The 22,475-nt window shown below is 71.0% G+C and carries 21 protein-coding genes; 11 read left to right on the top strand and 10 right to left on the bottom strand.

From position 1 onward, the window contains the following. Positions 1–206 precede the first annotated feature (206 nt). The gene (locus tag FXO23_RS03195) at positions 207–989 is read left to right on the top strand and encodes an SDR family oxidoreductase (protein ID WP_158880550.1); all 783 of its coding nucleotides are present in this window, start codon (positions 207–209) and stop codon (positions 987–989) included. Between the two features lie 66 nt (positions 990–1,055). Here FXO23_RS03195 and FXO23_RS03190 read toward each other — a convergent pair whose 3' ends face one another. After that, positions 1,056–2,888: a glycoside hydrolase family 2 protein gene (locus tag FXO23_RS03190; protein WP_158880548.1), complete on the bottom strand. Its 1,833-nt coding sequence runs from the start codon at positions 2,886–2,888 to the stop codon at positions 1,056–1,058. Positions 2,889–2,991: 103 nt separating this feature from the next. Between FXO23_RS03190 and FXO23_RS03185 the strand changes: the two genes are divergently transcribed. After that, positions 2,992–3,846, top strand: coding sequence for an SAM-dependent methyltransferase (locus FXO23_RS03185; protein WP_158880546.1), 855 nt, complete (start codon positions 2,992–2,994; stop codon positions 3,844–3,846). Positions 3,847–4,251: 405 nt separating this feature from the next. Continuing rightward, positions 4,252–5,106, top strand: a complete 855-nt coding sequence (locus tag FXO23_RS03180; protein WP_158880544.1) for an SAM-dependent methyltransferase — start codon at positions 4,252–4,254, stop codon at positions 5,104–5,106. 81 nt (positions 5,107–5,187) lie between these two features. Here the strand turns inward: FXO23_RS03180 and FXO23_RS52195 are convergent, their stop codons facing one another. From FXO23_RS52195 to FXO23_RS03160, 3 genes are read right to left on the bottom strand one after another with little or no spacing between them, the layout of a single operon-like run. Further along, positions 5,188–8,280: an ATP-binding cassette domain-containing protein gene (locus FXO23_RS52195; protein WP_281356469.1), complete on the bottom strand. Its 3,093-nt coding sequence runs from the start codon at positions 8,278–8,280 to the stop codon at positions 5,188–5,190. A gap of 33 nt (positions 8,281–8,313) precedes the next feature. Further along, complete coding sequence (locus FXO23_RS03165; protein WP_158880542.1) at positions 8,314–9,324, bottom strand: serine hydrolase domain-containing protein; 1,011 nt, start codon at positions 9,322–9,324, stop codon at positions 8,314–8,316. Beyond that, a complete protein-coding gene (locus FXO23_RS03160) occupies positions 9,317–10,120 on the bottom strand; it encodes an IclR family transcriptional regulator (protein WP_158880540.1) in 804 nt (267 codons plus the stop codon). Before FXO23_RS03160 ends, FXO23_RS03165 begins: the two co-directional genes overlap by 8 nt. 77 nt (positions 10,121–10,197) lie before the next feature. On the opposite strand from FXO23_RS03160, the gene FXO23_RS03155 reads away from it, so the two are divergent. Genes FXO23_RS03155 through FXO23_RS03135 form a run of 5 tightly spaced genes read left to right on the top strand, consistent with a single transcriptional unit; the run spans position 10,198 to position 15,146 of the window. Continuing rightward, positions 10,198–11,730: an ABC transporter substrate-binding protein gene (locus FXO23_RS03155; RefSeq protein WP_158880538.1), complete on the top strand. Its 1,533-nt coding sequence runs from the start codon at positions 10,198–10,200 to the stop codon at positions 11,728–11,730. Further along, on the top strand, positions 11,727–12,698 hold the full coding sequence (locus FXO23_RS03150) for an ABC transporter permease (protein WP_158880536.1): 972 nt from the start codon (positions 11,727–11,729) through the stop codon (positions 12,696–12,698). The genes FXO23_RS03155 and FXO23_RS03150 overlap by 4 nt, the downstream gene beginning before the upstream one ends. After that, the gene (locus tag FXO23_RS03145) at positions 12,695–13,552 is read left to right on the top strand and encodes an ABC transporter permease (RefSeq protein WP_158880533.1); all 858 of its coding nucleotides are present in this window, start codon (positions 12,695–12,697) and stop codon (positions 13,550–13,552) included. Before FXO23_RS03150 ends, FXO23_RS03145 begins: the two co-directional genes overlap by 4 nt. Further along, positions 13,549–14,343, top strand: a complete 795-nt coding sequence (locus FXO23_RS03140; protein WP_158880531.1) for an ATP-binding cassette domain-containing protein — start codon at positions 13,549–13,551, stop codon at positions 14,341–14,343. The genes FXO23_RS03145 and FXO23_RS03140 overlap by 4 nt, the downstream gene beginning before the upstream one ends. Further along, positions 14,340–15,146 carry an ATP-binding cassette domain-containing protein gene (locus tag FXO23_RS03135; protein ID WP_158880529.1) on the top strand — a complete coding sequence of 269 codons (807 nt, stop codon included), beginning with the start codon at positions 14,340–14,342 and terminating at the stop codon, positions 15,144–15,146. The genes FXO23_RS03140 and FXO23_RS03135 overlap by 4 nt, the downstream gene beginning before the upstream one ends. A gap of 5 nt (positions 15,147–15,151) precedes the next feature. Here the strand turns inward: FXO23_RS03135 and FXO23_RS03130 are convergent, their stop codons facing one another. Then, entirely contained in the window at positions 15,152–16,090 is a 939-nt protein-coding gene (locus tag FXO23_RS03130; protein ID WP_158880526.1) for an ROK family protein, read from the bottom strand. A 42-nt stretch (positions 16,091–16,132) separates the two neighbouring features. Between FXO23_RS03130 and FXO23_RS03125 the strand changes: the two genes are divergently transcribed. From FXO23_RS03125 to FXO23_RS03115, 3 genes are all read left to right on the top strand, one after another. Then, positions 16,133–16,885: a creatininase family protein gene (locus FXO23_RS03125; RefSeq protein WP_218951884.1), complete on the top strand. Its 753-nt coding sequence runs from the start codon at positions 16,133–16,135 to the stop codon at positions 16,883–16,885. Beyond that, positions 16,882–18,009: a mandelate racemase/muconate lactonizing enzyme family protein gene (locus FXO23_RS03120; protein ID WP_158880522.1), complete on the top strand. Its 1,128-nt coding sequence runs from the start codon at positions 16,882–16,884 to the stop codon at positions 18,007–18,009. Before FXO23_RS03125 ends, FXO23_RS03120 begins: the two co-directional genes overlap by 4 nt. 66 nt (positions 18,010–18,075) lie before the next feature. Continuing rightward, positions 18,076–18,507 carry a CBS domain-containing protein gene (locus FXO23_RS03115; protein ID WP_158880520.1) on the top strand — a complete coding sequence of 144 codons (432 nt, stop codon included), beginning with the start codon at positions 18,076–18,078 and terminating at the stop codon, positions 18,505–18,507. A gap of 86 nt (positions 18,508–18,593) precedes the next feature. Here FXO23_RS03115 and FXO23_RS03110 read toward each other — a convergent pair whose 3' ends face one another. The 5 genes from FXO23_RS03110 to FXO23_RS03090 form a co-directional block, all read right to left on the bottom strand. Continuing rightward, the gene (locus FXO23_RS03110) at positions 18,594–19,157 is read right to left on the bottom strand and encodes a helix-turn-helix transcriptional regulator (protein ID WP_158880518.1); all 564 of its coding nucleotides are present in this window, start codon (positions 19,155–19,157) and stop codon (positions 18,594–18,596) included. Between the two features lie 344 nt (positions 19,158–19,501). Then, positions 19,502–19,936 carry a lasso peptide biosynthesis B2 protein gene (locus FXO23_RS03105; protein WP_158880516.1) on the bottom strand — a complete coding sequence of 145 codons (435 nt, stop codon included), beginning with the start codon at positions 19,934–19,936 and terminating at the stop codon, positions 19,502–19,504. Next, positions 19,933–20,190 carry a lasso peptide biosynthesis PqqD family chaperone gene (locus FXO23_RS03100; protein ID WP_158880514.1) on the bottom strand — a complete coding sequence of 86 codons (258 nt, stop codon included), beginning with the start codon at positions 20,188–20,190 and terminating at the stop codon, positions 19,933–19,935. The genes FXO23_RS03105 and FXO23_RS03100 overlap by 4 nt, the downstream gene beginning before the upstream one ends. 12 nt (positions 20,191–20,202) lie before the next feature. Beyond that, positions 20,203–22,038: a lasso peptide isopeptide bond-forming cyclase gene (locus FXO23_RS03095; RefSeq protein ID WP_158880512.1), complete on the bottom strand. Its 1,836-nt coding sequence runs from the start codon at positions 22,036–22,038 to the stop codon at positions 20,203–20,205. A gap of 24 nt (positions 22,039–22,062) precedes the next feature. Beyond that, entirely contained in the window at positions 22,063–22,170 is a 108-nt protein-coding gene (locus FXO23_RS03090) for a keywimysin-related RiPP (RefSeq protein WP_158880510.1), read from the bottom strand. Positions 22,171–22,475: the final 305 nt, after the last annotated feature.

Genomic DNA, 22,475 nt, shown 5'->3' with positions numbered 1-22,475 from the left:
CGGATCCATCAGGCCGGTTGCCCCGATGGCCGGCCCGATGCCCGCGGGCGCGCCGGCCGGTCACACCGGCGCGCCCGCGTGGCTCCGATCGGAAGGCTGCCTGAAGGCCGCGGACCGCGTTGGTGGTTGTGTCGTTCCTAGGCACGGCATTCCCAGGAAAGAGGCGATCTGGCAGGTACCCGGGTTCGGCGACGAATGTTCTCCCCATGACTGATACCGATTTCCGATCCGGAATCCGGCCGTTGACCGGTCGCGTGGCCGTGGTGACCGGGGCGACCAGCGGGATTGGCGCGGCCACCGCGCGCCGGTTGGCGGCGGACGGTGCTGCCGTCGCGCTCCTGGGGCGGCGCAAGGACCGCCTGGACGAGTTGGCCACCGAACTACGCGAAGGGCACGCGGCGGCCGAGGTCTACCCGGTCGATGTGGCGGACCGGGCAGCCCTGCGGGCGGCGGCCGAGTCCATCCGGGCCGCCCTCGGCCGGGTGAGCCTGGTGGTGGCGAACGCCGGCGCGATGCTGGGTGCACCGTTCGAGCGGGCCGACGAGACCGAATGGGACCGCATGCTCGACGCCAATGTGCGGGGTTTGCTCAACACCGGGCGAGCGTTCATCGACGACCTCGTCGCCGTGGCCGCCGACGGAGAGCGGGCGGACCTGGTGCACATCGGCTCGGTTGGTGGGCATCTGCGCTACCCCGGCTGGTCGGTCTACGCCGCCACGAAGGCCGCGGTGGCGCATCTGACCCGCAACCTGCGCGCCGAGTTCGGGCCGCGGAACGTCCGGGTGAAGAACGTCGAGCCCGGCGTCACCCTCACCGAACTGGGTGCGGACACCAGTGATGCCGACTCCCGCGACGCTCTGTCCGGCATGCGCCGCCAGATCGAGCCTCTCCGGGCCGAGGACATCGCAGAGGTGATCGCCTACGCCGCGGCCGCGCCGCCACGCGTCAACCTCGCCGAGGTGATCGTGGTGCCGGTTCAGCAAGGCTGACCGGGGACTCCGCGGCATCCCACCGGCCGCCGGGTGCAGCCATAGCGCCTCGCGGGTGGGGCCGGATCACGGGGTGAGGCCGCGGCCCTCGCGCGCCGCGCTGACCTCCTCTGCCGGTAACGCGGCGGCGGGGCGGGTGAGGATGGCGCGGAGCCGGACGACCGGCACTTTCGGCGTGCGGTCCGCGGTGAGGAGACCGTTGCGTTCCTGTTCGGTGTCGGTGAGCTGGGTGTAGCAGAAACCGGCCAGTACCGGGGACTCGAGCACCGCGGAGAACAGGTCCTCGAGCCGGCGTGCGAGTTCGTCGGCATCGGCGACCGTGGCGTAGCCGAACCACTTCTCCCCGGCCTCGGGCGCGTAGGACAGTCCGCCGAACTCGGTCAGCATGACCGGGCGGCCGAGATCACCGCCGGAGCCGAGCAAGACCCGCCGGCCGCCCGGTCGGCCCGGTCCCAGGGCGTGGCGCACCGCGTCGGCATCGCCGTAGCGGTCCCGCAACGAGGAGCCGGTGGGTGCGTAGTCGTGCACGCCGAGGATGTCGGCTTCGGCGATTTCCCAGCCGTCGTTGGAGATCACCGGGCGAGTCGGGTCGAGGGCACGGGTCAGGTGGTACAGCGCGTTGGCGAAATGCGCCTGTTCCGGTGCGATCGCGATGTCGGGAACGCCCCAGCTTTCGTTGAGCGGAATCCAGGTGACGACGCTGGGGTGGCTGCGGTCGCGGTCGACGATCTCCTGCCAGTCGCGGGTGAGCCGGTGCACGGCGGCGGGGCCGAACTCGTACGCGCTGGCCGTCTCGCCCCAGACGAGCAGGCCGAGCCGGTCGCACCAGAACAGGAAACGCGGGTCCTCGGTCTTCTGGTGCACGCGGACGCCGTTGAAGCCGAGTTCCTTGATCAGCTCCACTTCCCGGCGCAACGCGTCCGCGTCCGGCGCGGCCAGATGCGATCCCGGCCAGTAGCCTTGTTCGAGGACCATGCGCAGGTAGTACGGGACGTGGTTGAGCAGGAACCGGCCATCGGCGACGCCGACTTCGCGGAAGCCGAAATAACTGTGCACGGCGTCCACCGGCACCTGTTCGGTGAGCACCTCGACGCTCGCGTCGATCAGGACGGGTTGTTCCGGGGACCACAGGAGCCGGGCGCGATCTTGGCCGTGCCGGGCCGCCGGGATCGCGATGTCGAACCGGAACCGGCGGCGGTCCACCCGGACCGTCTGCTCGGCGAGTAGTTCGTCGCCGAGCCGCAACGCGACGCGGATGGCGAGGGTGGCACCCGGTTCGCGGGAGAGTTCACCCTCGCAGGTCACCGAGGCGGTGGCCAGGTGCGGGGTCCAGTGCAGCTTGGTCAGGTGCTGCTCGGCGACCGCCTCGAGCCACACCGGCTGCCAGATGCCGGTCGTGCGGTGGTACCAGATGTCATGCGGTTCGGGGCGCCAGTCCTGTTTCCCGGTGAGCTGGGAGCCGTCCTCCGGGCGGTCCTCGGCGCGGACCACGAGCACCTGGGTCGCGGCCTCCGGATCGAGGGCGTCGGTCACGTCCAGCGCGAAGGGCGCCTGCCCGCCCTCGTGCCCACCGACCGGCACCCCGTTGACCCAGACGGTCGCCGCATAGTCGACGGCGCCGAAATGCAGCAGAACCCGCCGGCCGGACAGTTCGCCGCGGGCGATGAATTCGCGGCGGTACCACACCACCGGATGAGGTTCGGGAGCGTGCACGCCGGAAAGCGGTGACTCCGGCGGATAGGGCACGGTGATCGTCCGATCGAATGCGTTCGCGTCGCGTTCCCACCGGGCGGCCAGGCCACGGTCTTCGTCGTCGAACGCGAATTGCCAGTCCCCGCACAGATCGATCCAGCCTGGCCGGACGAGCTGCGGCCGCGGGCATACCTGGTCGTTCGCCACTGATCACTCCCTGGGTCATCCAAACCGGTACCGCGACCACACTTCATGATCGGCGCGCTACTCTGCAACCTGCCTGCCGCGTACACCGTGATGGGGGATCCGCATGCCCGACCCGAACGACTCCGCCCCGGCGATGCCCAGCGGTGTCGACACCGAGAAGCCGTCCGCGGCCCGGATGTACGACTGGTATCTGGGTGGCACCCAGAACTGGGCGGTGGACCGGGAATTCGGCAAGAAGGTCGTGCAGCTCTGGCCGCATGTCCGGGAAGTCGCCAAGCAGAACCGGCGGTTCCTGCGCCGCGCGGTGACCGCCGCGCTGGACGCGGGCATCCGGCAGTTCGTGGATCTCGGGTCCGGCGTGCCCACGGTCGGCAACGTGCACGAGATCGTCCGGGAGCACCTGCCCGCCGGGGAACGGGCGACGGTGGTGTACGTCGACTACGAACCGGTGGCCGTCGCGCACGCGACGCTGATCCTCGAACAGGACGAGGCGACCGACTGGGCCACGATCGTGCAGGAGGACCTGCGCGCTCCCAAAAAGATCTTCGACCATGCCGAAACGAAGCGGCTGATCGACCTGGACCAGCCGGTGTGCCTGCTGCTGATCGCCGTGCTGCATTTCGTCGGTGGCGACGACCGGCCGGAGGAACTGCTGGAACGGTACCGGCGCAGGGTCGCGCCGGGCAGTTGGCTGGCGCTGACGCATATCGCCTGCGAAGAAGCCGATGAGGAGGACCAGGCCGCGGTGCGGCGGTTCGCCGACGCGTACCGGGACACCAGCAACCCGTTGTGGGTGCGGGAACGCGACGAACTGGCCCCGTGGTTCGGCGACTGGTCCCTGGTCGAGCCGGGGATCACCCACCTGCCGGACTGGCGGCCGGACTACGAGTTGACCGTCGCCGAGTCCACCGCACGCCCGTTCGCCTGGTGCGGGGTGGCGCGGAAACCCGGCGATTAGGGCGCTTTCCGCCTCGCTTACCCCAGCCCAGGGCCGTGAGCGGATGAGGTGTCCGGCGCGTCTTGATCAGCGGGCAGGCTCGGGGCCCGCCGCTTCCCGCGTTCTCGAGCATGCGGAGTTCCGCGACGAAGGAGTCACCGCGCCTCTCCCCAGGACGGCTGGTCGGCGCGACCGGCGAATGGGGCGATTGTTTCGATGCGTACCGCCGCGACCGATATCGAATGACGCCGGGGCAGTCTGACCGGGGCCTGGTCCCGAAGTGATTCGGCATTGGCGGCACCGTGCGGCGCGGTGCCCGCGGCGAATCCCGCCCGGGCATTCGCGTACCGTGCGGCGCGGGCGAATGTGACGCACGCGATACGCTGAGCTTCCGCCGAACACCGCGCAGGACAGTGGGGATCCGAGATGACCGACTTGAACGACGCCGCCCCAGACGCGCCGACCGGTGTCGACACCGAGAAGCCGTCCGCGGCCCGGATGTACGACTGGTACCTGGGCGGCACCCAGAACTGGGCGGTGGACCGGGAATTCGGCAAGAAGGTCGAGCAACTCTTTCCGCTGATCAAGGAGGTGGCCCGGCAGAATCGGCAATTCCTCGGGCGGGTCGTGAAGGCCGCGCTGGACGCCGGGATCCGCCAGTTCCTGGACATCGGGTCCGGTGTTCCGACCGTCGGCAACGTGCACGAAGTGGTCCGCGACCATTTGCCCGCGGGAGAACGCGCGACGGTGGTCTACGTCGACTACGAACCGGTCGCCGCGGCGCACGCGACACTGATCCTGGAAGAGCACGCCGCCACGAACTGGGCCGGGATCGTGCAGGAAGATCTGCGCAATCCCGAACGGATCCTCCGCCACGAAACGACCCGGCGCCTCCTCGACCTCGGCCAACCCGTGTGCCTGCTGATGATCGCGGTGATGCACTTCGTCGGCGATCACGATCGGCCCGTCGATCTGATCCGGCACTACCAGCGCAAACTCGCCCCGGGCAGTTGGCTGGCGCTGACGCATCTCGCATGCGACGACGCGTCCGAGGAGGATCAGGCGGCGGTCCGCAGGTTCGCCGACGCCTACAAGAACACCAGCAACCCGGGCTGGCTGCGCGATCGCGGCGAAATCGAACCCTGGTTCGGCGACTGGACGATGGTCGAGCCCGGCCTGACCCACCTGCCCGATTGGCGACCGGACCACGAACTGAACGCCGTCGAGCTCCGGGCACGCCCCTTCTGGTGGTGCGGCGTGGCGGAGAAACCGGCCACCTGACGGCGAGCCGCAACGCGGTCGGCTGGTCGCACTCGCCAGCAGGAACGGTTGACCCCGCAAAAGGTCCGCGCAGTCACGACACTAGGCGCGGGCGGGGTCGCGGTAGGCCGCGGCTTGGATCTCGAACAGTTCGTAGTACTTCCCTCGCAGCTCGATGAGTTCGGCATGGGTGCCCTGTTCGACGATCTTCCCCTTGTCCAGCACCAGAATCCGATCGGCGTTGCGAATGTTGGCCAGCCGGTGGGTGACCAGGATCGTGGTGCGGCGGGTCACCGCGGAATTCGTGTGCGGCGCGGCGGGCGCGGCAGCAGCGGGGTTCGCCGCGGTCGCGGAGTACGCGACGCCCGAGGCGGCTGCAGGGTTCGCGGCGCGTTCGGGGTTCGCGGCGCGTTCGGGGTTCGCGGCGGGTACAGGGTTCGCGGCGGGTACAGGGTTCGCGGCAGGTGCGGCGACAGGCGTGGCGAAGGGGTTTGCGGCGACCGCGGTAATCGGCGTGTCCGCGGGGTTCACGGTGACCGCGGGAGTTGCGGCGGGTGACGGCTTACTGGAGTTGGCGATGGCCGCAGGGTGGCCGAGGTTCGCAGTGGGCGCGGCATCGGGGATGGGCGCTGATGTCGGGGCGGCCACGGTAGTTGGGGTGGCTGGGTTCTCGGGGTTCGCGGTGGCTACGGGACTGCCGGGATTCGCGGCAGGTACTGACACCGGGGCGGCCACGGTAGTCGGGGTGGCGGCGGTAGTCGGGGTGGCGGCGAGGTTCATGGTGGCTGGGTTGCCGGAGTTCCCGGTGGCCACGGGACTGCCGGGATTCGCGTCGGGCACCGACACCGGGATGACTCCAGTAGTCGGAGTGGCGGCGGGGTTCATGGTGGCTGGGTTGCCGGAGTTCCCGGTGGCCGCGGAGTTCCCGGCGGCCGCGGGGGTGCCGGGGGTCCGGGCGGGCGCCGTTGTTGGGGCGGCCACGGTAACCGGGGTGGCGGCGGGGCTCGTGGTCGCGGCGGTAGCCGAGGTAGCGGCGGTGACCGGGATGGCTGCCGTAGCCGCGGCAGCGGGGGTCTTGGTAGCTGCCGTAGCCGAGGTGGCAGCGGTAGCCGAGGTGGCAGCGGTAACCGAGGTGGCGGCGGTAACCGGGGTAGCTGCCGTAGCCGCGGCAGCGGGGGTCTTGGTAGCTGCCGTAGCCGAGGTGGCAGCGGTAACCGAGGTGGCAGCGGTAACCGAGGTGGCGGCGGTAACCGGGGTAGCTGGGGTGGCCGAGGTGGCGGGGCTCGTGGTGGCTGGGGTGGCGGCGGCGGTGGCCGAGAAGGCGGCGGTGTCTGGAGTGGTTGCGGTAGCTGGGGTGGCGGCTGGGTTTGTGGTGGCGGTGGTGGTGGTCGTGGTGACTGGGGTGGTCGTGGTGACTGGGGTGCTCGTGGTGACTGGGGTGCTCGTGGTGACTGGGGTGGTCGTGGTGACTGGGGTGGTTGTGGTGGCGTGTTGGAGGCCGGCGAAGACTCGGGCTTCGGCTTTGGCGTCTAGGGCGGCGGTGGGTTCGTCGGCGACGAGGATCGCGGCATCCCGGTAGATTCCGCGGGCGATGCCCATCCGTTGCCATTGGCCGCCGGAGAGGTCTTGGCCGTCGTTGAAATGTTTCGACAGTAGGGTGCGCTCTTCCAGCGGCAGGGAGTTCAGCACTTCGTCGGCGCCGGAGCCGGTGATCGCGGCGGTCCAGGCTTGGCGGCTTGGATCGGCGCGGTCGAGGCGGCCGACGGTGACGTTGTGCCGCGCGGTCATCGGCCATTGCGCCGGTTCCTGGGCGATGACGGCGATGTTGCCGTGCACGGAATCGTGGTCGGCCGTGGCGAGATCGACGTCGTCCCAGTAGACCTTGCCCTCGCTCGGCGGGTACAGGCCGGTGAGCAGTTTCCCCAGCGTGGTCTTGCCGGAACCGTTCTCGCCGACGAGCGCCACCACCTCGCCGCGGCGGATGCGCACCGAAACGTTCCGCAGCGCCGGGGTTTCCTTGCCCGGGTAGCGGAAAGTCACGTTCTCCAGCCGGATCTCCGCCGGATCGGCGGGCGCCTTGATCTCCGAAGGCGGGTACCGCAGGCGCGCGGCCTCGGCCCGCAGTTTGTCGTAGAAGTCGATGTGGAAGGAGTCCTCGTACAGCACGTTCACCGCCCGCATCACGTTCGACAGCGCGGTGGACGCCGTGCGCATCGCCAGCGCCGCCGTTCCGGCCAGGGCCAGTTCCATCGCCCCGGTGTACAGGAGCAGGCCGAGCACGACGTAGGCGGCAGCCGTGCCCGCGCCCGCCGCCGCCCGGCCGGTCAGCCGGATCAGGTTGCTGCGGTGCGCCAGCCGGATCTCGTCGCGCATCAGGCTTTCCGAGATCCGCCGGTGCTCGGCGAGCAACCGGTCCTGCAAGGTCAGCGCGTGCCGTTCCAGGGCGAACGTGCGGTAGGTGGCGGCTTCCTCGATCACGGACTTGCGCACATGCCGCGTGACCGAATCCAGGTAGTGCTGGTAGTTCAGCTTGCCCACCTTCCCGGACGCCCACCCGTCCGCCACGGCGGCGAGCAGCAGCACCGGCGCCAGCCACGGGTTGAGCAATCCGGCCGTGATCACGGCCGCCGCCACCGAGATCACCGAGGACAGCAGGTCCGCGATCAGCCGGATGCTGGACTCGATGGCCCGGACCCCGTGCCGCGCGCCCTGCCGGGCGAGTTCCCGGAAATCCGCGTCCTCGAAGGCGAGCAGCCGCGCCCGGACCACCGCCGCGGTCACCTCGTCGTCGGCCGCGCGGACGACCCGCGGCCGCAGCGTTCCCTCCACCGAGGCGACCGCCGTGTCGAGCAACGCGCGCAGGCAGTAGGAGAGCACGACCACCGCGATCGCGGGCAGCGACTCCAGTACCTTCGCCGGGGTCGGCCCCTGCTGCAGCAGCGAGGTGAACACGTCCGCCGTGGCCAGCAGGCCGAACGCCGTGACGCAGCCCGAAGCGACGTGCACGACCCCGGCCAGCAGGGTCAACCGCGGCGCGGTCTGCCACGCCAGCCTGGTCACCGCCGCGATCACCCGCGGCAGGCCGCGCAGTGCCTGCCGCAATCCGGCGGTGGCCACGCGCTCGTCCGCGTACGCCCATTTCGGCGTCGCGACGTTCTCCACGCCGATCAACGGCTCGGTCTTTTCGCCCACCATTCAGTCATACCGGCGGGCACCGACAATTCCCGGTCAGCTTTCCACCAGAACCGCTCGCGCGTGGAAGTCGCGGCGCACCCGTTCGATTCCGGTGCCCTCGCGGGTGGGATGCACGCGATTGGTCAGCAGCACGAAATACCGGCCGGTGTCCGGGTCGACCCACAGGCTCGTCCCGGTGAAACCCGTGTGCCCGTAGGCATTCGGCCCGAGTGCGGTCGCCATCGGCGAGCCGGGATCGACCAGTTGCCACGCGAGGCCCCGCCGCGGCCCCAAACCCTCGGTGTGGCAGGTGGCCATCTGCTTCAGCGTTCCCGGTTCCAGCAGCGGCGGCCCGCCCCCGACCAGGACGCGGCCCAGGCGTTCCAGATCGGCGAGCGTGCCGAACAGCCCGGCGTGACCGGCGATTTCGCCGAGCACCACGGCGTTCTCGTCGTGCACCTGCCCGGCCACCACGCACCCGCGCCAGGCGCAGTGCTCGGTGGCGACCGCGCGGGCGCGCTCCGCGCCGAACCGGGTCTCGGTCATCCCGGCCGGTCCGCACACCAACTCGGCGACGAGCGCGTCCAGGGACCTGCCTGTCGCGGCCTCCGCGATCAGGCCGAGCAGGATGAAACCCTGGGACGAGTATTCGGCCCGGCTGCCCGGCGCCGCCGGAAGGGGCCGGGTCCGCAACGCTTCCAGCAACGCGTCCCGGGTTCGGTGCTCGCGCCACAACGGGGTCCGCCCCGGCAGCCCCGAGGTGTGCGTGAGCAGCTGCCGCACGGTGATCGCCGCCTTGTCCCCGCCGCGGTAGGCGGGCAGCCGCGCGGCGACCGGATCGTCCAGGCCCAGCTCGCCGCGTTCGACGAGCGCCAGCACGGCCAGGCCGACGATCGGTTTGGTCACCGAGGCCAGGTCCCACAGCGCGTCCTCGGTCACCGGTGGCCCGTCCCAGCTGCGGGTGCCGAGGAAGCCCCGGTTCACCGGCCCGTCCAGGGTGCCGACCGACCACGCCGCCGCGGAGAACACCCGTTCCCGCCGCGCCCGCTCGAGGAGTTCACGCATCGCCGCCCACCAACCGCACCGGACCGGACGCGAGCGCCGCCGAGACCCGGGCCGCGGCGTCGGCGACCAGTGGCCCCAGCACGGGCACGCTTTCCGTGGTCAGCGTGAAGGTCAGCCCGGACACGCTGATCGCCCCGGCCACCTGGCCGAGCCCGTCCACGACCGGCGCCGCGACGCAGCGCACGTGCGGTTCGTTCTGCTCGTCCTCCACGAGGTACCCGCGTTCGTCCACTTCGGACAGAGCAGCGCGGATCCGCGCGGGATCGGTCAGCGTGTGCGGGGTGCGGGCGGGCAGCGGTTCGGTGTCCAGCACCGCCGCGACCTCGGCCTCGGGCAGCCGGGCGAGCATCGCGCGGCCGACAGCCGTGCAGTACAGCGGCACCTCCCCGCCCACCCGCGAGGTCATCCGGTACGCCTGGTCCGGCTCGACCTTCTCGACATACACCGCGCAACGCCCGTGCCGCACCGCGTAGTGCACGGTGTGCCCGGTCCGGCGTTGCAGCTCCGCGAGCACCGGGCCGGTGAACCGGGTTTCCCGGCTGCCCGCCAGCGCCGCGGCCGCGAGCCCGAGCAGGCGCGGGCCGACGTGGTAGGAGCCGCCCTCGCCCACCGCGAATCCCGATTCGGTCATGGTCTGCAGCATCCGGTGCACGGTCGGTTTGGCCAGCCCGGTCTGCCGGGCGATCTCGGCCAGCCGGTGCGGGCCGTCCGGGCGGACCAGCGCGGTCAGCACGTCCAGCGCCTTGTCCACCGAGCCCCGTGCTTCGCCCGGCCTGTCGTTGACAGCCCTGTTCATGCGGCCTAGCTTATCCGAAACGCATTCCATCTGACGGAATGGCGTGTCGTTCGATAGAACGGAAGGGAGCCGAGCCCATGCGCACCGGCATCTCCCGGCGGGACGCCCTTCGCCTCGGCGGCCTCGCGATCCCGGCGACGGCCCTGCTCGGCGCCTGCGGTGGCGCCGCGGCCAGCCGCGCGGGAAACGTCCTGCGCCTGTCGCAGCAGACCGATCCGAAGACCCTGGACCCGCAGAAACAGGGCGACATGCCCTCGATGAACGTGCTGATCAACCTGTTCGACACGCTCACCACCCGCGACGCGGACAACCGGCTGGCCCCGCGACTGGCCCTCTCGTGGACCCCGATCGACCCGTTGACCTGGCGGTTCCGGCTGCGTCCCGGCGTCCGGTTCCACAACGGCGAACCGTGCGACGCGGCGGCGGTGAAGTTCAGCATCGAACGCCTGCTCGATCCGGCGACCAAGTCACCGATCGTCGAGTTGCGCTACGTCCAGGCGGCGACCGTCGCCGACGAGCTGACCGTGGACCTGCACACCAGCCAGCACGATCCGATCCTGCCCGCGAAGGTCTCGCTGTTCGGCGGGGTCGTGGTGCCGCCGCGGTACCTCGGCGAGGTCGGGACGGCGGGTTTCGCGCGTGCTCCGGTCGGCACCGGCCCGTTCGTGTTCGAGCACTGGCAACGCGACCACGAGCTGCGGATGCGGGCCAACCGCGCGCACTGGAACGGCCCGCCCGGCGTGGACGAACTGGTGTTCCGCCCGATGCCCAATCCCGCGTCCGCGCTCGCCGCGCTGCAGAGCGACGAGGTGGATCTGGTCACCGGGCTGACCCCGGACGCGGCGCTGCAGCTCAACGGGTACACCGGGGTGACCATCGACAGCTATCCGGGGATCAAGACCTACTACCTGTCGCTGGACACCACCGACGGACCGCTGCGCGACCGCCGGGTGCGGCAGGCGCTGAACCACGCGGTCGACGTGCCCCTGCTGATCAAGGCGGTGCTGGACGGCAAGGCGCGCGAACTGCCGACCATGATCCCGCGCGAATCCTTCGGCTTCGACCCGGGTGTGCGCCCGTTCGAACGCGATGTCGGCCTGGCGAAACGGCTGCTCGCCGAGGCCGGGTACCCGGACGGGTTCGACACCACGCTCACCGCGTCGAACGCCGACGCCCAGGTCGCGGAGGCGATCTCCGGCCTGCTCGCGCGGGCGGGGGTGCGCGCCCGCGTCGAGGTGCTCGACCCCGGCACCTTCTCCGCCCGCCTCACCTCGGACAACCGCCGCGCGCTGGGACCGATCTACCTGACCCCGAGCACCGGCTGGACGGTGGACGGGCAGAGCCTGGTCCAGTCCAACGTGCGCCACGACCGGCGGCAGAGCCGGTGGAACTCCCCCGAAGCCGACCGCCTGATCGACGCCGAGGAGCTGTCGGTGTCCGATGTGGACCGTCAGCGGGCGTTCAGCGACCTGCAGAAGCTGCTGCGGCAGGAGGCCCCGTTCGTGTTCCTGTACCAGCTCGACAACATCTACGCGCGCAACGCGCGCCCGCGCTGGCGGCCCGGTGTGGTCGGCTCGCTGGCGATGGCCTCGGCGACGGTGACCCCATGACCGCCGCCACCGTGCCGGTCGCCCGGCCACCGGCGCCCGGCAACGGCGTGCTGCGGACCGTGCTGACCAAGGTCGCCACCGCGCTCGTCGTCCTGCTGTGCGTCGCCACGGTCGCGTTCTTCCTGGTGAGGCTCTCCGGCGATCCGGTGAAACTCCTGCTGCCGCCGGACGCGACCGCGGCGCAGGAGGCCACCCTGCGCGGCAGCCTCGGCCTGGACCGGCCGCTGATCGCGCAGTACCTCGACTACCTCGCCGGTCTGCCCAAGCTGGACTTCGGGACGTCCCTGTTCTACGACCAGCCGGTGGCCGAAGTCCTCTTCGGACGGTTACCGGCGACGCTCGAACTGGCCGCGGCCGCGCTGACCGTGGCCCTGCTGCTGGCGATCCCCGCGGGAATCCTGGCCGCGCTGCACCGCGGCCGCGCCGGGGACACCGGCGTGATGACCGGTGTCCTCATCGGACAGTCGACACCGCCGTTCTGGGTGGGCATCCTGCTGATCCTGGTGTTCGCGGTGCAGTTGAAGATCCTGCCCGCCTCGGGATACGGCGACTTCGCGCATCTGGTGCTCCCGGCGATCACCCTGGCCGTCTACTCGGTCGCCGTCATCGCCCGGCTGCTGCGGTCCTCGCTGATCGACGTGCTCGGCTCCGACTACATCCGGACCGCGCGGGCGAAGGGACTGGGCACCGGCGGCGTGGTGTTCGCGCACGGGCTGCGCAACGCGTCGCTCCCGGTGATCACGGTCATCGGCCTCGAGGTGGGCAGCCTGCTCGGCGGCGCGATCCTCACCGAGCAGGTGTTCTCCTGGCCCGGGGTCGGGCGGCTCACCGTGGAGGCCATCGCCAACCGCGACTTCCCGCTGGTGCAGGCGACCGTGCTGTTCTTCGCGGCGACCTTCGTCGTGGTGAACCTGCTCGTCGACGTGTCGTACGCGCTGCTCGATCCGAGGGTGCGGGTGACCCGATGACCACATTGACGGCGACCCGCGCGGTCGTGCGCAACCGGCTCGCCCTGGTCGCGCTCGCCGTGCTCGCGGTGATGGTGCTCGCGGCGGCGCTGGCCCCGCTGCTCGCGCCGTACGATCCGAACGCCCAGGACCTGCTGTCCCGGCTCCGCCCGCCCGCGTGGACGTCGAACGGCGACTCCGCGCATCTGCTCGGCACCGATCAGCTCGGCCGGGACCTGCTGTCCCGGTTGATCTACGGCTCGCGGATCTCCCTGCTCGTCGGCGCCAGCGCGGCGCTGCTGGCCGGGGTGATCGGGGCGACGATCGGCCTGGTCGCGGGTTATCTGGGCGGGTGGTTCGACCGGACGCTGATGCGGCTGGCCGATATCCAGCTCGCCTTCCCGTCCATCCTGCTGGCCCTGGCGATCGTCGGCTTCCTCGGTTCCGGGCTGTGGTACGTGATCCTGGTGCTCGGCTTCACCGGCTGGGTTTCCTACGCGCGGGTGGTCCGCGCCGAGGTGCTTTCCCTGCGTACCCGGGAATTCGTCACCGAGGCCCGGGCGATCGGCGTGCGGGAGGTGACCATCATGCGGCGGCACCTGCTGCCGAACGTGCTGGCGCCGCTGGCCACCATCGGCACCCTGCACGTCGCTTCGGCGATCGTGGCCGAGGCGTCGCTGAGCTACCTCGGCCTCGGCGTGCCGAAATCGACCGTCACCTGGGGCGCGATGCTCGCCGACGGCCAGCTCTACCTCGGCACCTCGTGGTGGATCGCGGTGTTCCCCGGCGTCGCGCTGATGCTCACCGCGCTCGCCGTCAATGTGACCGGAGACGTCCTGCGGGATGTCGCGGACCCGAAGGCGTACCGGCGATGACCCTGTTGCAGATCAACGAACTCGCGGCCGAATTCCGGCTCGGCGCGGAAACGGTCCGCGCGGTGGACGGCGTGAGCCTGCACGTGTCCGCCGGGGAAACCCTGGCCGTGGTGGGCGAATCCGGGTCCGGTAAGACCACGGCCGCGCTGTCCGTGCTCCGGCTGAACCCGGTCCCGCCGTGCGTCTACCCGAGCGGTGAGATCCTGCTCGACGACCGGGATCTGCTGTCCCTGCCGGAAAAGGACCTGCGCCACGTCCGCGGCAACGAGGTCGCGATGATCTTCCAGGATCCGATGACCAGCCTGAACCCGCTCAAGAAGGTCGGCGCGCAGCTCGCCGAAGTCCTGCGGCGGCACCAGGGCGCGTCCCGGAGCGAGGCCCGGCGGGCGGTGCTGCCCGCCCTGCGGGAGGCGGGTATCCCCGATCCGGAGCGGCGGGCCGGGCAGTACCCGCACCAGCTTTCCGGTGGCCTGCGCCAGCGCGTGATGATCGCGATGGCGCTCATCGGGCGGCCCCGCGTCCTCATCGCCGACGAACCGACCACGGCACTCGACGTCACCGTGCAGGCGCAGATCCTCGAGCTGCTGGTCGAACTCCAGCGGCGGCACGGGATGGCCATCGTGCTGATCACCCACGATCTCGGTGTGGTGGCCGAGGTCGCCGACCGGGTGCTGGTGCTGCGGCACGGCCGGATGGTGGAAAGCGGGGACGTCCTGGACGTCTTCGCGAATCCGGCGCAGGCCTACACCCGGCAACTGCTCGACGCGACGCCGACCTTGGAGCGGATATGACGTTGCTGGAACTGCGCGATCTGCGCAAGGAATTCGGCGGACGCCACGGAATCGTCGCCGTGGACGGGGTCAGCCTGCGGGTGTCCGAAGGGGAAACCCTCGCCCTGGTGGGGGAATCCGGGTCCGGTAAGACCACGCTGACCCGCTTGCTGCTGCGGCTGCTCGAACCGAGTTCCGGGAGCGTGCACTTCGACGGCGTGGACCTGGCCGCCCTCTCGCCTGCGCGGCTGCGCCGGATCCGCCGCCAGGTGCAGGTCGTGCTGCAGGACCCGTATTCGAGTATGAACCCGAGGATGCGGGTGACCGATATCGTCGCCGAACCGCTGGTCACCCACGAACCCGGAACGCGGGGACGTCGTCGGCGGGTGGCGCTGAAACAACGCGTGGGCGAACTGCTGGACGCGGTCGGCCTGCCGCCGGAGAACCAGGACCGCTACCCGCACGAGTTCTCCGGCGGGCAACGGCAGCGCATCTCGATCGCGCGTGCCCTGGCGTTGCGGCCGCGGCTGGTGGTGCTGGACGAGCCGACCAGCGCGCTGGACGTTTCGGTGCAGGCGCAGATCCTCGAGTTGCTGGCGGATCTGCAGGACCGGTTCGGGCTGACATATGTGTTCGTCTCGCACAACCTCGCCGTGGTGCGGCAGGTCGCCGACCGGGTCGCGGTGATGCGCCAGGGGAAGCTGGTCGAAATCGGCGACACGGCGCGGGTGTTCGACGCGCCCGCGCACGCCTACACCCGGTCGTTGCTGGACGCGGTGCCGAACCTCGATCCGCGGCGGGCCCGCAGGCGGGAAACCGCGTGACGCGGCTATTCCCGGGACAGCACGAGGCCCGCGCCGCCGAGCAGGGCGATGTCGTCCACCGCTCCCCCGGCGACCACGACCCGCGGCGGTTCGGCGGCGGTGGCCCATTCCGAATCCCGGCGCAGCCGCCGTTCGATGCGCTCGCGGAACCGCTCACCCCCGTCGCGCGCCTCCCCGTGCAGGACGAACAGTCCCGGCGCGAAGAGCTGCTGCACGTTCACCAAGCCCAGCGCGAGGTTCTCCGCGTATTCGTCCACAATGGACGCCGCCGTGGCGTCCCCGGCCGCGGCGCGTTCGGTGAGTCCGCGCACGGTCGCGGGGCCACCCGCGCGGTCGCGCAGCCAGCGCGTGGTGGCGATCGTCTTCCAGCAGCCGCGGGCGCCGCAGGTGCAGCGCAGCCCGCTCGCGGCGACGGTCATATGCGCGCCGCTGCGGCCACCCGGCGGGGCGAGCACCTGCCCGTCGTAGAGGATCCCGACACCGAGCACCTCGCCGGTGGACACCGAAGCGAACGTGCTGCGGCCCCGGCCGGGCCCGAACCAGCGGTCGCCCAGCACCTGCAGGCGGGCGCGGTGTTCGACGTGCACCGGGAGGCCGCACAGCTCGCGCAGCACGGCGGCCACCGGGTAGCCGTGCAGCGCCGGGGCGTCGTGGACCTCGATGATCACCCCGGCTTCGGCGTCGACCAGCCCGGCCGCGGCGACCCCGATGCCGACCGGCCGCGCCTCGCCGAAGCATTCGGTCACCGCGCGGGCCAGTGCCGCGTCGGCCTCCGCGCGGATCCGGGGCGAGTAGGCGGCCTCCGCCCGCCGCAGCACGGCGCCCCCGAGGTCCAGCAGCGCCGCCCGGATCCGGCCGGGCAGCAGCTCGACCGCGCCGAGCGTGTGCGGCCGCGGCTGGGCGGGCGGCTCCGGGACCAGCCGCAACGCCGGACGAGGACTCATGCGCTCACCATGCCACGCCGAAGGGGAAGGACGGAAACTCTCGTGGTCGAACTGACCGGGATGACCAGGGAAGAGGTGCGGGCGGCGGCACGTGACGGCATCGCCCTGCTGCCGATCGGCTCGCAGGAACAGCACGCCGACCACCTGCCGATGGGCACCGACACGCTGCTCGCCGAGGCGGTGACCGACGCGGCGCTGGAACGGCTGGACGACGCGGGACCGCTGCTCGTGCGGCTTCCGGCGCTGCCGTTCGGGCACAGCCCGCACCACCTGTTCGCGGCCGCGGTGTCGCTGTCCGCCCCGACCCTGCTCGCGGTGCTGGAGGACGTGCTGGAATCGCTCAACCACAGCGGTTTCCGCCGAATGCTGCTGGTGAACGGGCACGGCGGCAACGACGAGATCATGCGCCTGGCGGTGAAGCGGTTCGCGCTGCGGGCGGACGTGGCGGTGGGCGCCTGCTCCTACTGGTCGCTCGGCGACGATCCCGAGGCGCCCGGGCACGCGGGCCGGTTCGAGACCGCGCTCCTGCTGGCCGCCGAACCGGTGCTGGTGCGCGAACCCGCGCCCCGGGCCGCGGCGGACCCGCCACCGCTGTTCGACCGGCCGCCGTTCCCGGGGCTCACCGTGGAGCGGCACGGCGAATGGGCCCGCGTCGGCGGCGCGACCGACGACGCCACGCGGGCGGACGCCGAGGCGGGCGCGCGGCTGCTCGAGCGGCGAGCGGCGGCACTCGCCGAGGCGATCCTCGCCTTCGACGACGCCACCAAGGACAGCCACGGACAGGGGAAGCCATGAAGATCACCGACGTCGACGTGTGGGTCGTGAACCTGCCGCTGACCAACCCGTTCACCAGTTCGTTCGAGACGAAAACCGGGGAAACCCGGACCGTGCTGCGGATCCGCACGGACACCGGCGTCGAAGGCTGGGGCGAAACGATGTGGGGGCGCCCGGTCGCGGCCCTCGTCCGGCGGCTCGGCGCGGAACTCGTCGGCGCCAGCCCGTTCGCGCTGGAGGCGTTCCACCGGCGCAACCACATGGTGCCGTTCTTCCACGGCTACCTCGGCTACGCGGCCCTCGCGGCGATCGACGTGGCGTGCTGGGACGCGATCGGCAAGGAGGCCGGCCAGTCGCTGACCGATCTGCTCGGCGGCGCGGTGCGCGAGGAGGTGCCGATCACCGCGTTGATCACCCGGGCGGACGCGCCCGGCGCCGAAGGAGCGGACCTCGCGCGGGCGCTGGCCGAGCACGCCGCGCGGGTGGTGGCCGGAGGCGGTTTCCGCGCGGTGAAGCTCAAGGGCACCACCGATGTGCGCGGAGACGTTGCGATACTGCGGGAACTGCGGCGGGCCCTGCCGGAGACCGACCTGCGGGTCGACCCGAACGCCGCGTGGTCGGTGCCGGACTCGATCCGCGCGGGCCTGGCGCTGGAGGAGCTCGGCCTGGAGTACCTGGAGGACCCGTGCACGGGTATCGAGGGGATGAGCCAGGTCCGGGCGAAGGTGCGCATTCCCTTGTGCACCAACATGTGCGTGGTCCGCTTCGAGGAGTTCGCCCCGGCGGTGCGGCTGCGCGCGGTCGACGTGATCCACGGGGACGTCTACAAATGGGGCGGGATTTCCGCGACCAAGGCGCTCGCCGCGCACTGCGAGACGTTCGGGCTGGGGATGAACCTGCACAGCGGCGGCGAACTCGGCATCGCGACCGCGGCGCACCTCGCGGTGGCCGCCAGCACCCCGGTGCTCTCCCGCGCGATCGACAGCATGTACTACCTGCACGCCGACGACATCGTCGATCCGCTGCCGCTGGCGAACGGTTCGCTGCGCGTGCCCGCCGGACCGGGCCTCGGGGTCGTGGTGGACACCGACAAGCTGGCGCACTACGCGGCGGTCAACGAACGCGACGGAGACCTGACCGGCTGATCTCCAGGATTGGAGCCGCCTCGATCGGGGTAGGCCACAGGGCGAACCCCGATCGAGGAGGAAAGGATGACTACCGCCCGAGAGATCATGACCCCGGACGCGCAATGCGTGCAGACCAGCGAAACCGTGCTGGAGGCGGCCAAGACCATGGCCGAACTCGGCGTGGGCGCGCTGCCGATCTGCGGGGAGGACAACCGGCTCAAGGGCATGCTCACCGACCGCGACATCGTGGTGAAGGTCCTGGCGCAGGGCAAGGACCCGCGCGCCATCCAGGCCGGTGAGCTGGCCCAGGGGGAAGCGGTGACGATCGGCGCCGACGACGACGCCGAGGAGATCCTGCGCACGATGTCCCGGCACCAGGTGCGGCGGCTGCCGGTGATCGACGGACACGACCTGGTCGGCATGGTCGCCCAGGCGGACGTGGCCCGCAAGCTGCCCGAACCCCGGGTCGGCGACCTGCTCGAGGCCCTGTCCGTCGGCGAACCGAAGCCCGCCTGAGTGCCTGGGGTCGTGGGTGGACAGGCCGGTTGGCACCGGTCCGGACACTCACGACCCGCCCCTGCGACCGGGATCGAAGACCGGCGCTAACCGCGGTGCTCGACGAATTCCGGCGCGATCACCTCGTTGCAGGCGAGCTGGAAGCCCAGCGCCATGCGTGAGGTGGTGCCGAACCGGCGTTGCAGCTGGGAGACGACGCTGCGCACGGTCCGGCTGCTCACGCCGATCTGGTGCGCCACCTGGTGGTCGGTGGCGCCCTGGAGCAGCAGGTAGATGACCTCGAGCTGGCGCCCGGACAGCCCGGGGCAGCAATCGGAGTCGATGGTGAGCGGCCGGGAGGCGGCCCACTGGAAGTCGAAGAGTTCCCCGCACGGACCGGCCAGCGGGGCGCGGAGCAGGAGGGCTCCCGCGGCCCAGTCGACCTGATCGACCGGCACGACGGCGCACCGGCCGTCGAAGACGAACATGCGGCGCAGGGACCGCCCGTAGACCCGCACATCGATCCGCCGCGCGTTGGCGCGGTTCATGATGACTTCGCTGCGGGCGAGTTGGGTGTCGACCAGGAGCCGGCGTTGTTTGCCCGCGACCGACAGGAGTTCCAGCAAGGTGAGGTCGTGACCGGACTGCCGGCCGGAGAGGGCCCCGTACACCGAGGCGGTCGTGCAGGCGAGGCGGTGCAGTCTACGCAGGATCGCCGAATAATCGGGTAACAGTTCGACGAATTCGGTGCATACCGAAGAAGGGGCATTCAGTACAGGATGGTTCGGCAAGTCGAATTCGCCTCGTATCAATCTGGTTCCGAGTTGTGCAGGCATTGTTTTTAGCAGCCCGCCAAGACCTGACCTAGGTCCATCCAGGGGACATCGGCTCCACTAAAGGGCAGTTCTGCTACTGAACTACCCTCGCGTTCTCCGGGGAAATCACACGGTAGTGCGCCCGAAGATTGCGACAATGTGAACTGCCTTCGAATAGATCTTCGCGGCGGGCGAGTCGCTCAGCGGCGCCGGGGACGCCGCGGGGTCACCACGATCAACTGCCGGAAATAACCCGCGGGCACTCCCTCGCCGACCATTCGCCCCTCGGCTTCGACCCAGGCGTGCGCGCCGAACGGCGGTTTGGCGCGCACGCCTGCGCACCAGGTCGGCCAGGTCCCGGTCATCCGGCACAGCAGGGTCACCGCGAGCGACCGCGGCAGGCACCCCCGCAGGCCGAGGCAGGTGAGGCTGACCGCGAGCACGGCGTCGCGCCGGGTCCGGACGTGGTCGTAGGACGCCGCGCGGGCGCCCCGGCGCAGCAGTCCGAGCACCGCGCGCAGCCGGCGGGGCGGCAACAGGGCGAGCAGGCGCGCCAGCGCCACCGCGATCCGCGCGAGAACGCGGAGCCCGAAGGGCGCCGAGCCGGGACGGCTCAGCGCGCCCGGGGTGGTCACCGGCTGACCAGTCCGGCCGAGCACAGGCGGTGCAGCAGCGCGGTCACGTCCTGCCTGGCCCGGGTCTGCCCGACCTGGTACTCCTCGGTGAGCGCGACGACCGCTTCGTCCGCGCTCTTCCCGTCCATCAGGGCCCGGACCACCAGCACACCGGTCGGGTTGAGCTGCCAGTACCGGCCGCTGCGCTCGTCCAGCAGAACGGTGCCGTACTCGGTGTCCGCAATGGACACGTCAGCGCGGAACCGGAGAGTCATGAAATGCTCCTGTCACGAGAAGTTGATGACCGGCGACTGGTGCGCTTCGAGCGTGCGAAGCCACACCTCGCAACCGATCGTCGAGTAGAGGATCGCGGTGGAAAGTTCCGGTGTGTCCGGGCGAAGGGCCAGTTCCCGCAGCCGGTCGCGGTCCACCAGGCCGAGTTCGGCCAGTTTGGACTCCTCCCACAGGGCGAACAGCTCCCCGCGATGCCGTCGCAACCCGGCCGCCGCGTCCAGGGACGCCCGCGCCTTGCTGGTCCGCGCCAGGCATTCGCCGGGCACGATCCCGCGCATCGCGGCGACCAGCACGGGTTTGTACCGCCACGGGGTCACCCGGTCCTGCGGCCGGACGGACAGGCAGGCTTCGATCACCCGGTCGTCGAAGTAGGGCGACTGGATGGGCAGGCCCGCCCGCGCGCTCATCTGCTCCCACTGCCGGATGATCCGCGTGCAGGACAGGATCTGCTCGAGGTCGGCGTGTTCACCCCTGGTCGGTCCCAGCGGTTCGGCCATGCACGCCGCGTCGTAGAGGGCCGTCCGCACCGCCTGTTCCCCGTCCTCGGTGACCCAGTCGAACAACCGCGGCGGGGCGCCCCAGCCGAGCGCCGCGGTGACCGGTCCGGCCGGCCGGTGCCGGAGATCGCGGGCCGCACCGGCGAGCCAGGCTTGATAGGAACGGGAATCGACGAGCGCGCGGAGCATGCCGGCCAGCGGCCAGTGGAAGAGGGACCGGAAGCCGCGGATCTCCGGCACCGCGCGCCAGGGCCGGCTGCGCAGCAGCGAATGGTAGTGCGCCTCCGAGCACCACGCGACGTGGTCGCCGCCGATACCGGTCAGCCGGACCCGGCTTCCCTTGGCCGCCAGCGGTTGCAGATCGCCGAGCAGGCGCGCCCGGCCCAGCATCCCGACGGTCGGCTCGTCGAGCCGGTCGTCGATCTCCAGCAGGTTCCCGTACACCAGCGGCGTCCGCTCGGCCGGCCAGACGACGTGCTCGACCTCTGGCAGGTAGGCGGCCGCGCGTTTCGCCCAGAGCAGGTCGTCGTCCGCCGGGTCGAGCCCCGGCCAGGTGCTGGCGACGATCTTCGCCTTGCTCCGCGCCGCCAGGAAGCACACCGAGGTCGAATCCAGGCCGCCGGAAAGATCGCAGCTCACCACGCCGCCCGCACGGGTGCGGGCGGCCACCGCTTCGGACAACGCCTTCCGCACCAGCGGCGCGGCCTCGTCCAGGCGCCGCACCGGCCGCGGCTCTTCCCACCACCGCAGGACCTTGGTGGTGTAACCGTCCCGTTCGAGCACCAGCGCGCTGCCCGCCGGAACGCCGCGCACCCCGCGCCACAGCGGCCTTTCCGGCAGCGGATGCGGCACGGGGAACAGGAGCCGCACCGCCAGGCTCCGCTCGTCCACCTGCGCGCCCAGGAGCGCGGCGAGGATGTCGGCCCGGTCCGCGGCGACCGCGGTCTGGTTGACGCGCGCGTGGAACACCAGGCGCAGCCCGGACGCGGTGCCCTGCACCCGGCATCGGCCACCCACCGCGGCGACGAGGTGGAAACTTCCCGGCAGGCGGCGGGCGAGCGCGTCGAGCTGGGCGAGATCACGCAGGCGCGCGGCTTCCCGGGCGAGCTCGGCGGTCGTGATCGGACAGCAGCCGAGCACGGCGAGCCGGGTCGCACCCGCTTCGGCGAACGTGATCTCGTCCGGGCGCCACCTGCCGATCAGCCACGGCCGTCCCGACTCGTAGTGCAGCGTCCGGGATCCGGGGGCCCGGACGCGCGGGGCCAGCGCGTAGCCCGCCACGCAGTCCGGGAGAACCGCGAAATACGACTCAGCGCCGCTTGCTTCAGGCATGAGCGGGGACCGTGAATACGAAACTCAGTACTTTCCCGGCACCAGGCGATCGTCGCCACGCCCGGTCAGGTATCCGGTGACCGCGTGGAACGAGCCGAGCTCGATCAGCATCGGAGGTTCGTAAAGCCGCATCGCTTCGCCTTTCTTTCGGTTCCTGCTGCCGTTCGCGCGGGCTCGAACGTAACAAGATCGACGAACCGTCAACAGCGAACAACGCTGCCGGAACAGGCAATCCCGCTTCCCGAACACCCGCCGGTTATCACCGGACATTCCAGGAAGCGGTTGAGTGAATTATTGTCGAAGCGTCATCGTTCGACGAACTCCACATTCAACGCGTCAATTCGTGACCATCCATGCCAATTCACCGGACCACAGAAAGCGAACTGACGTTCGAAATGGCGTGCGGCACGCCCGGGACCCGCCGCGGGATCACCCGG

Origin of the sequence: Amycolatopsis anabasis (assembly GCF_009765355.1) — a bacterium.
In the GTDB taxonomy this organism is placed as follows: Bacteria; Actinomycetota; Actinomycetes; order Mycobacteriales; family Pseudonocardiaceae; genus Amycolatopsis; species Amycolatopsis anabasis.
Note: the sequence above shows the minus strand (reverse complement) of the source record. Positions and strands in the feature narration are given on the sequence as shown.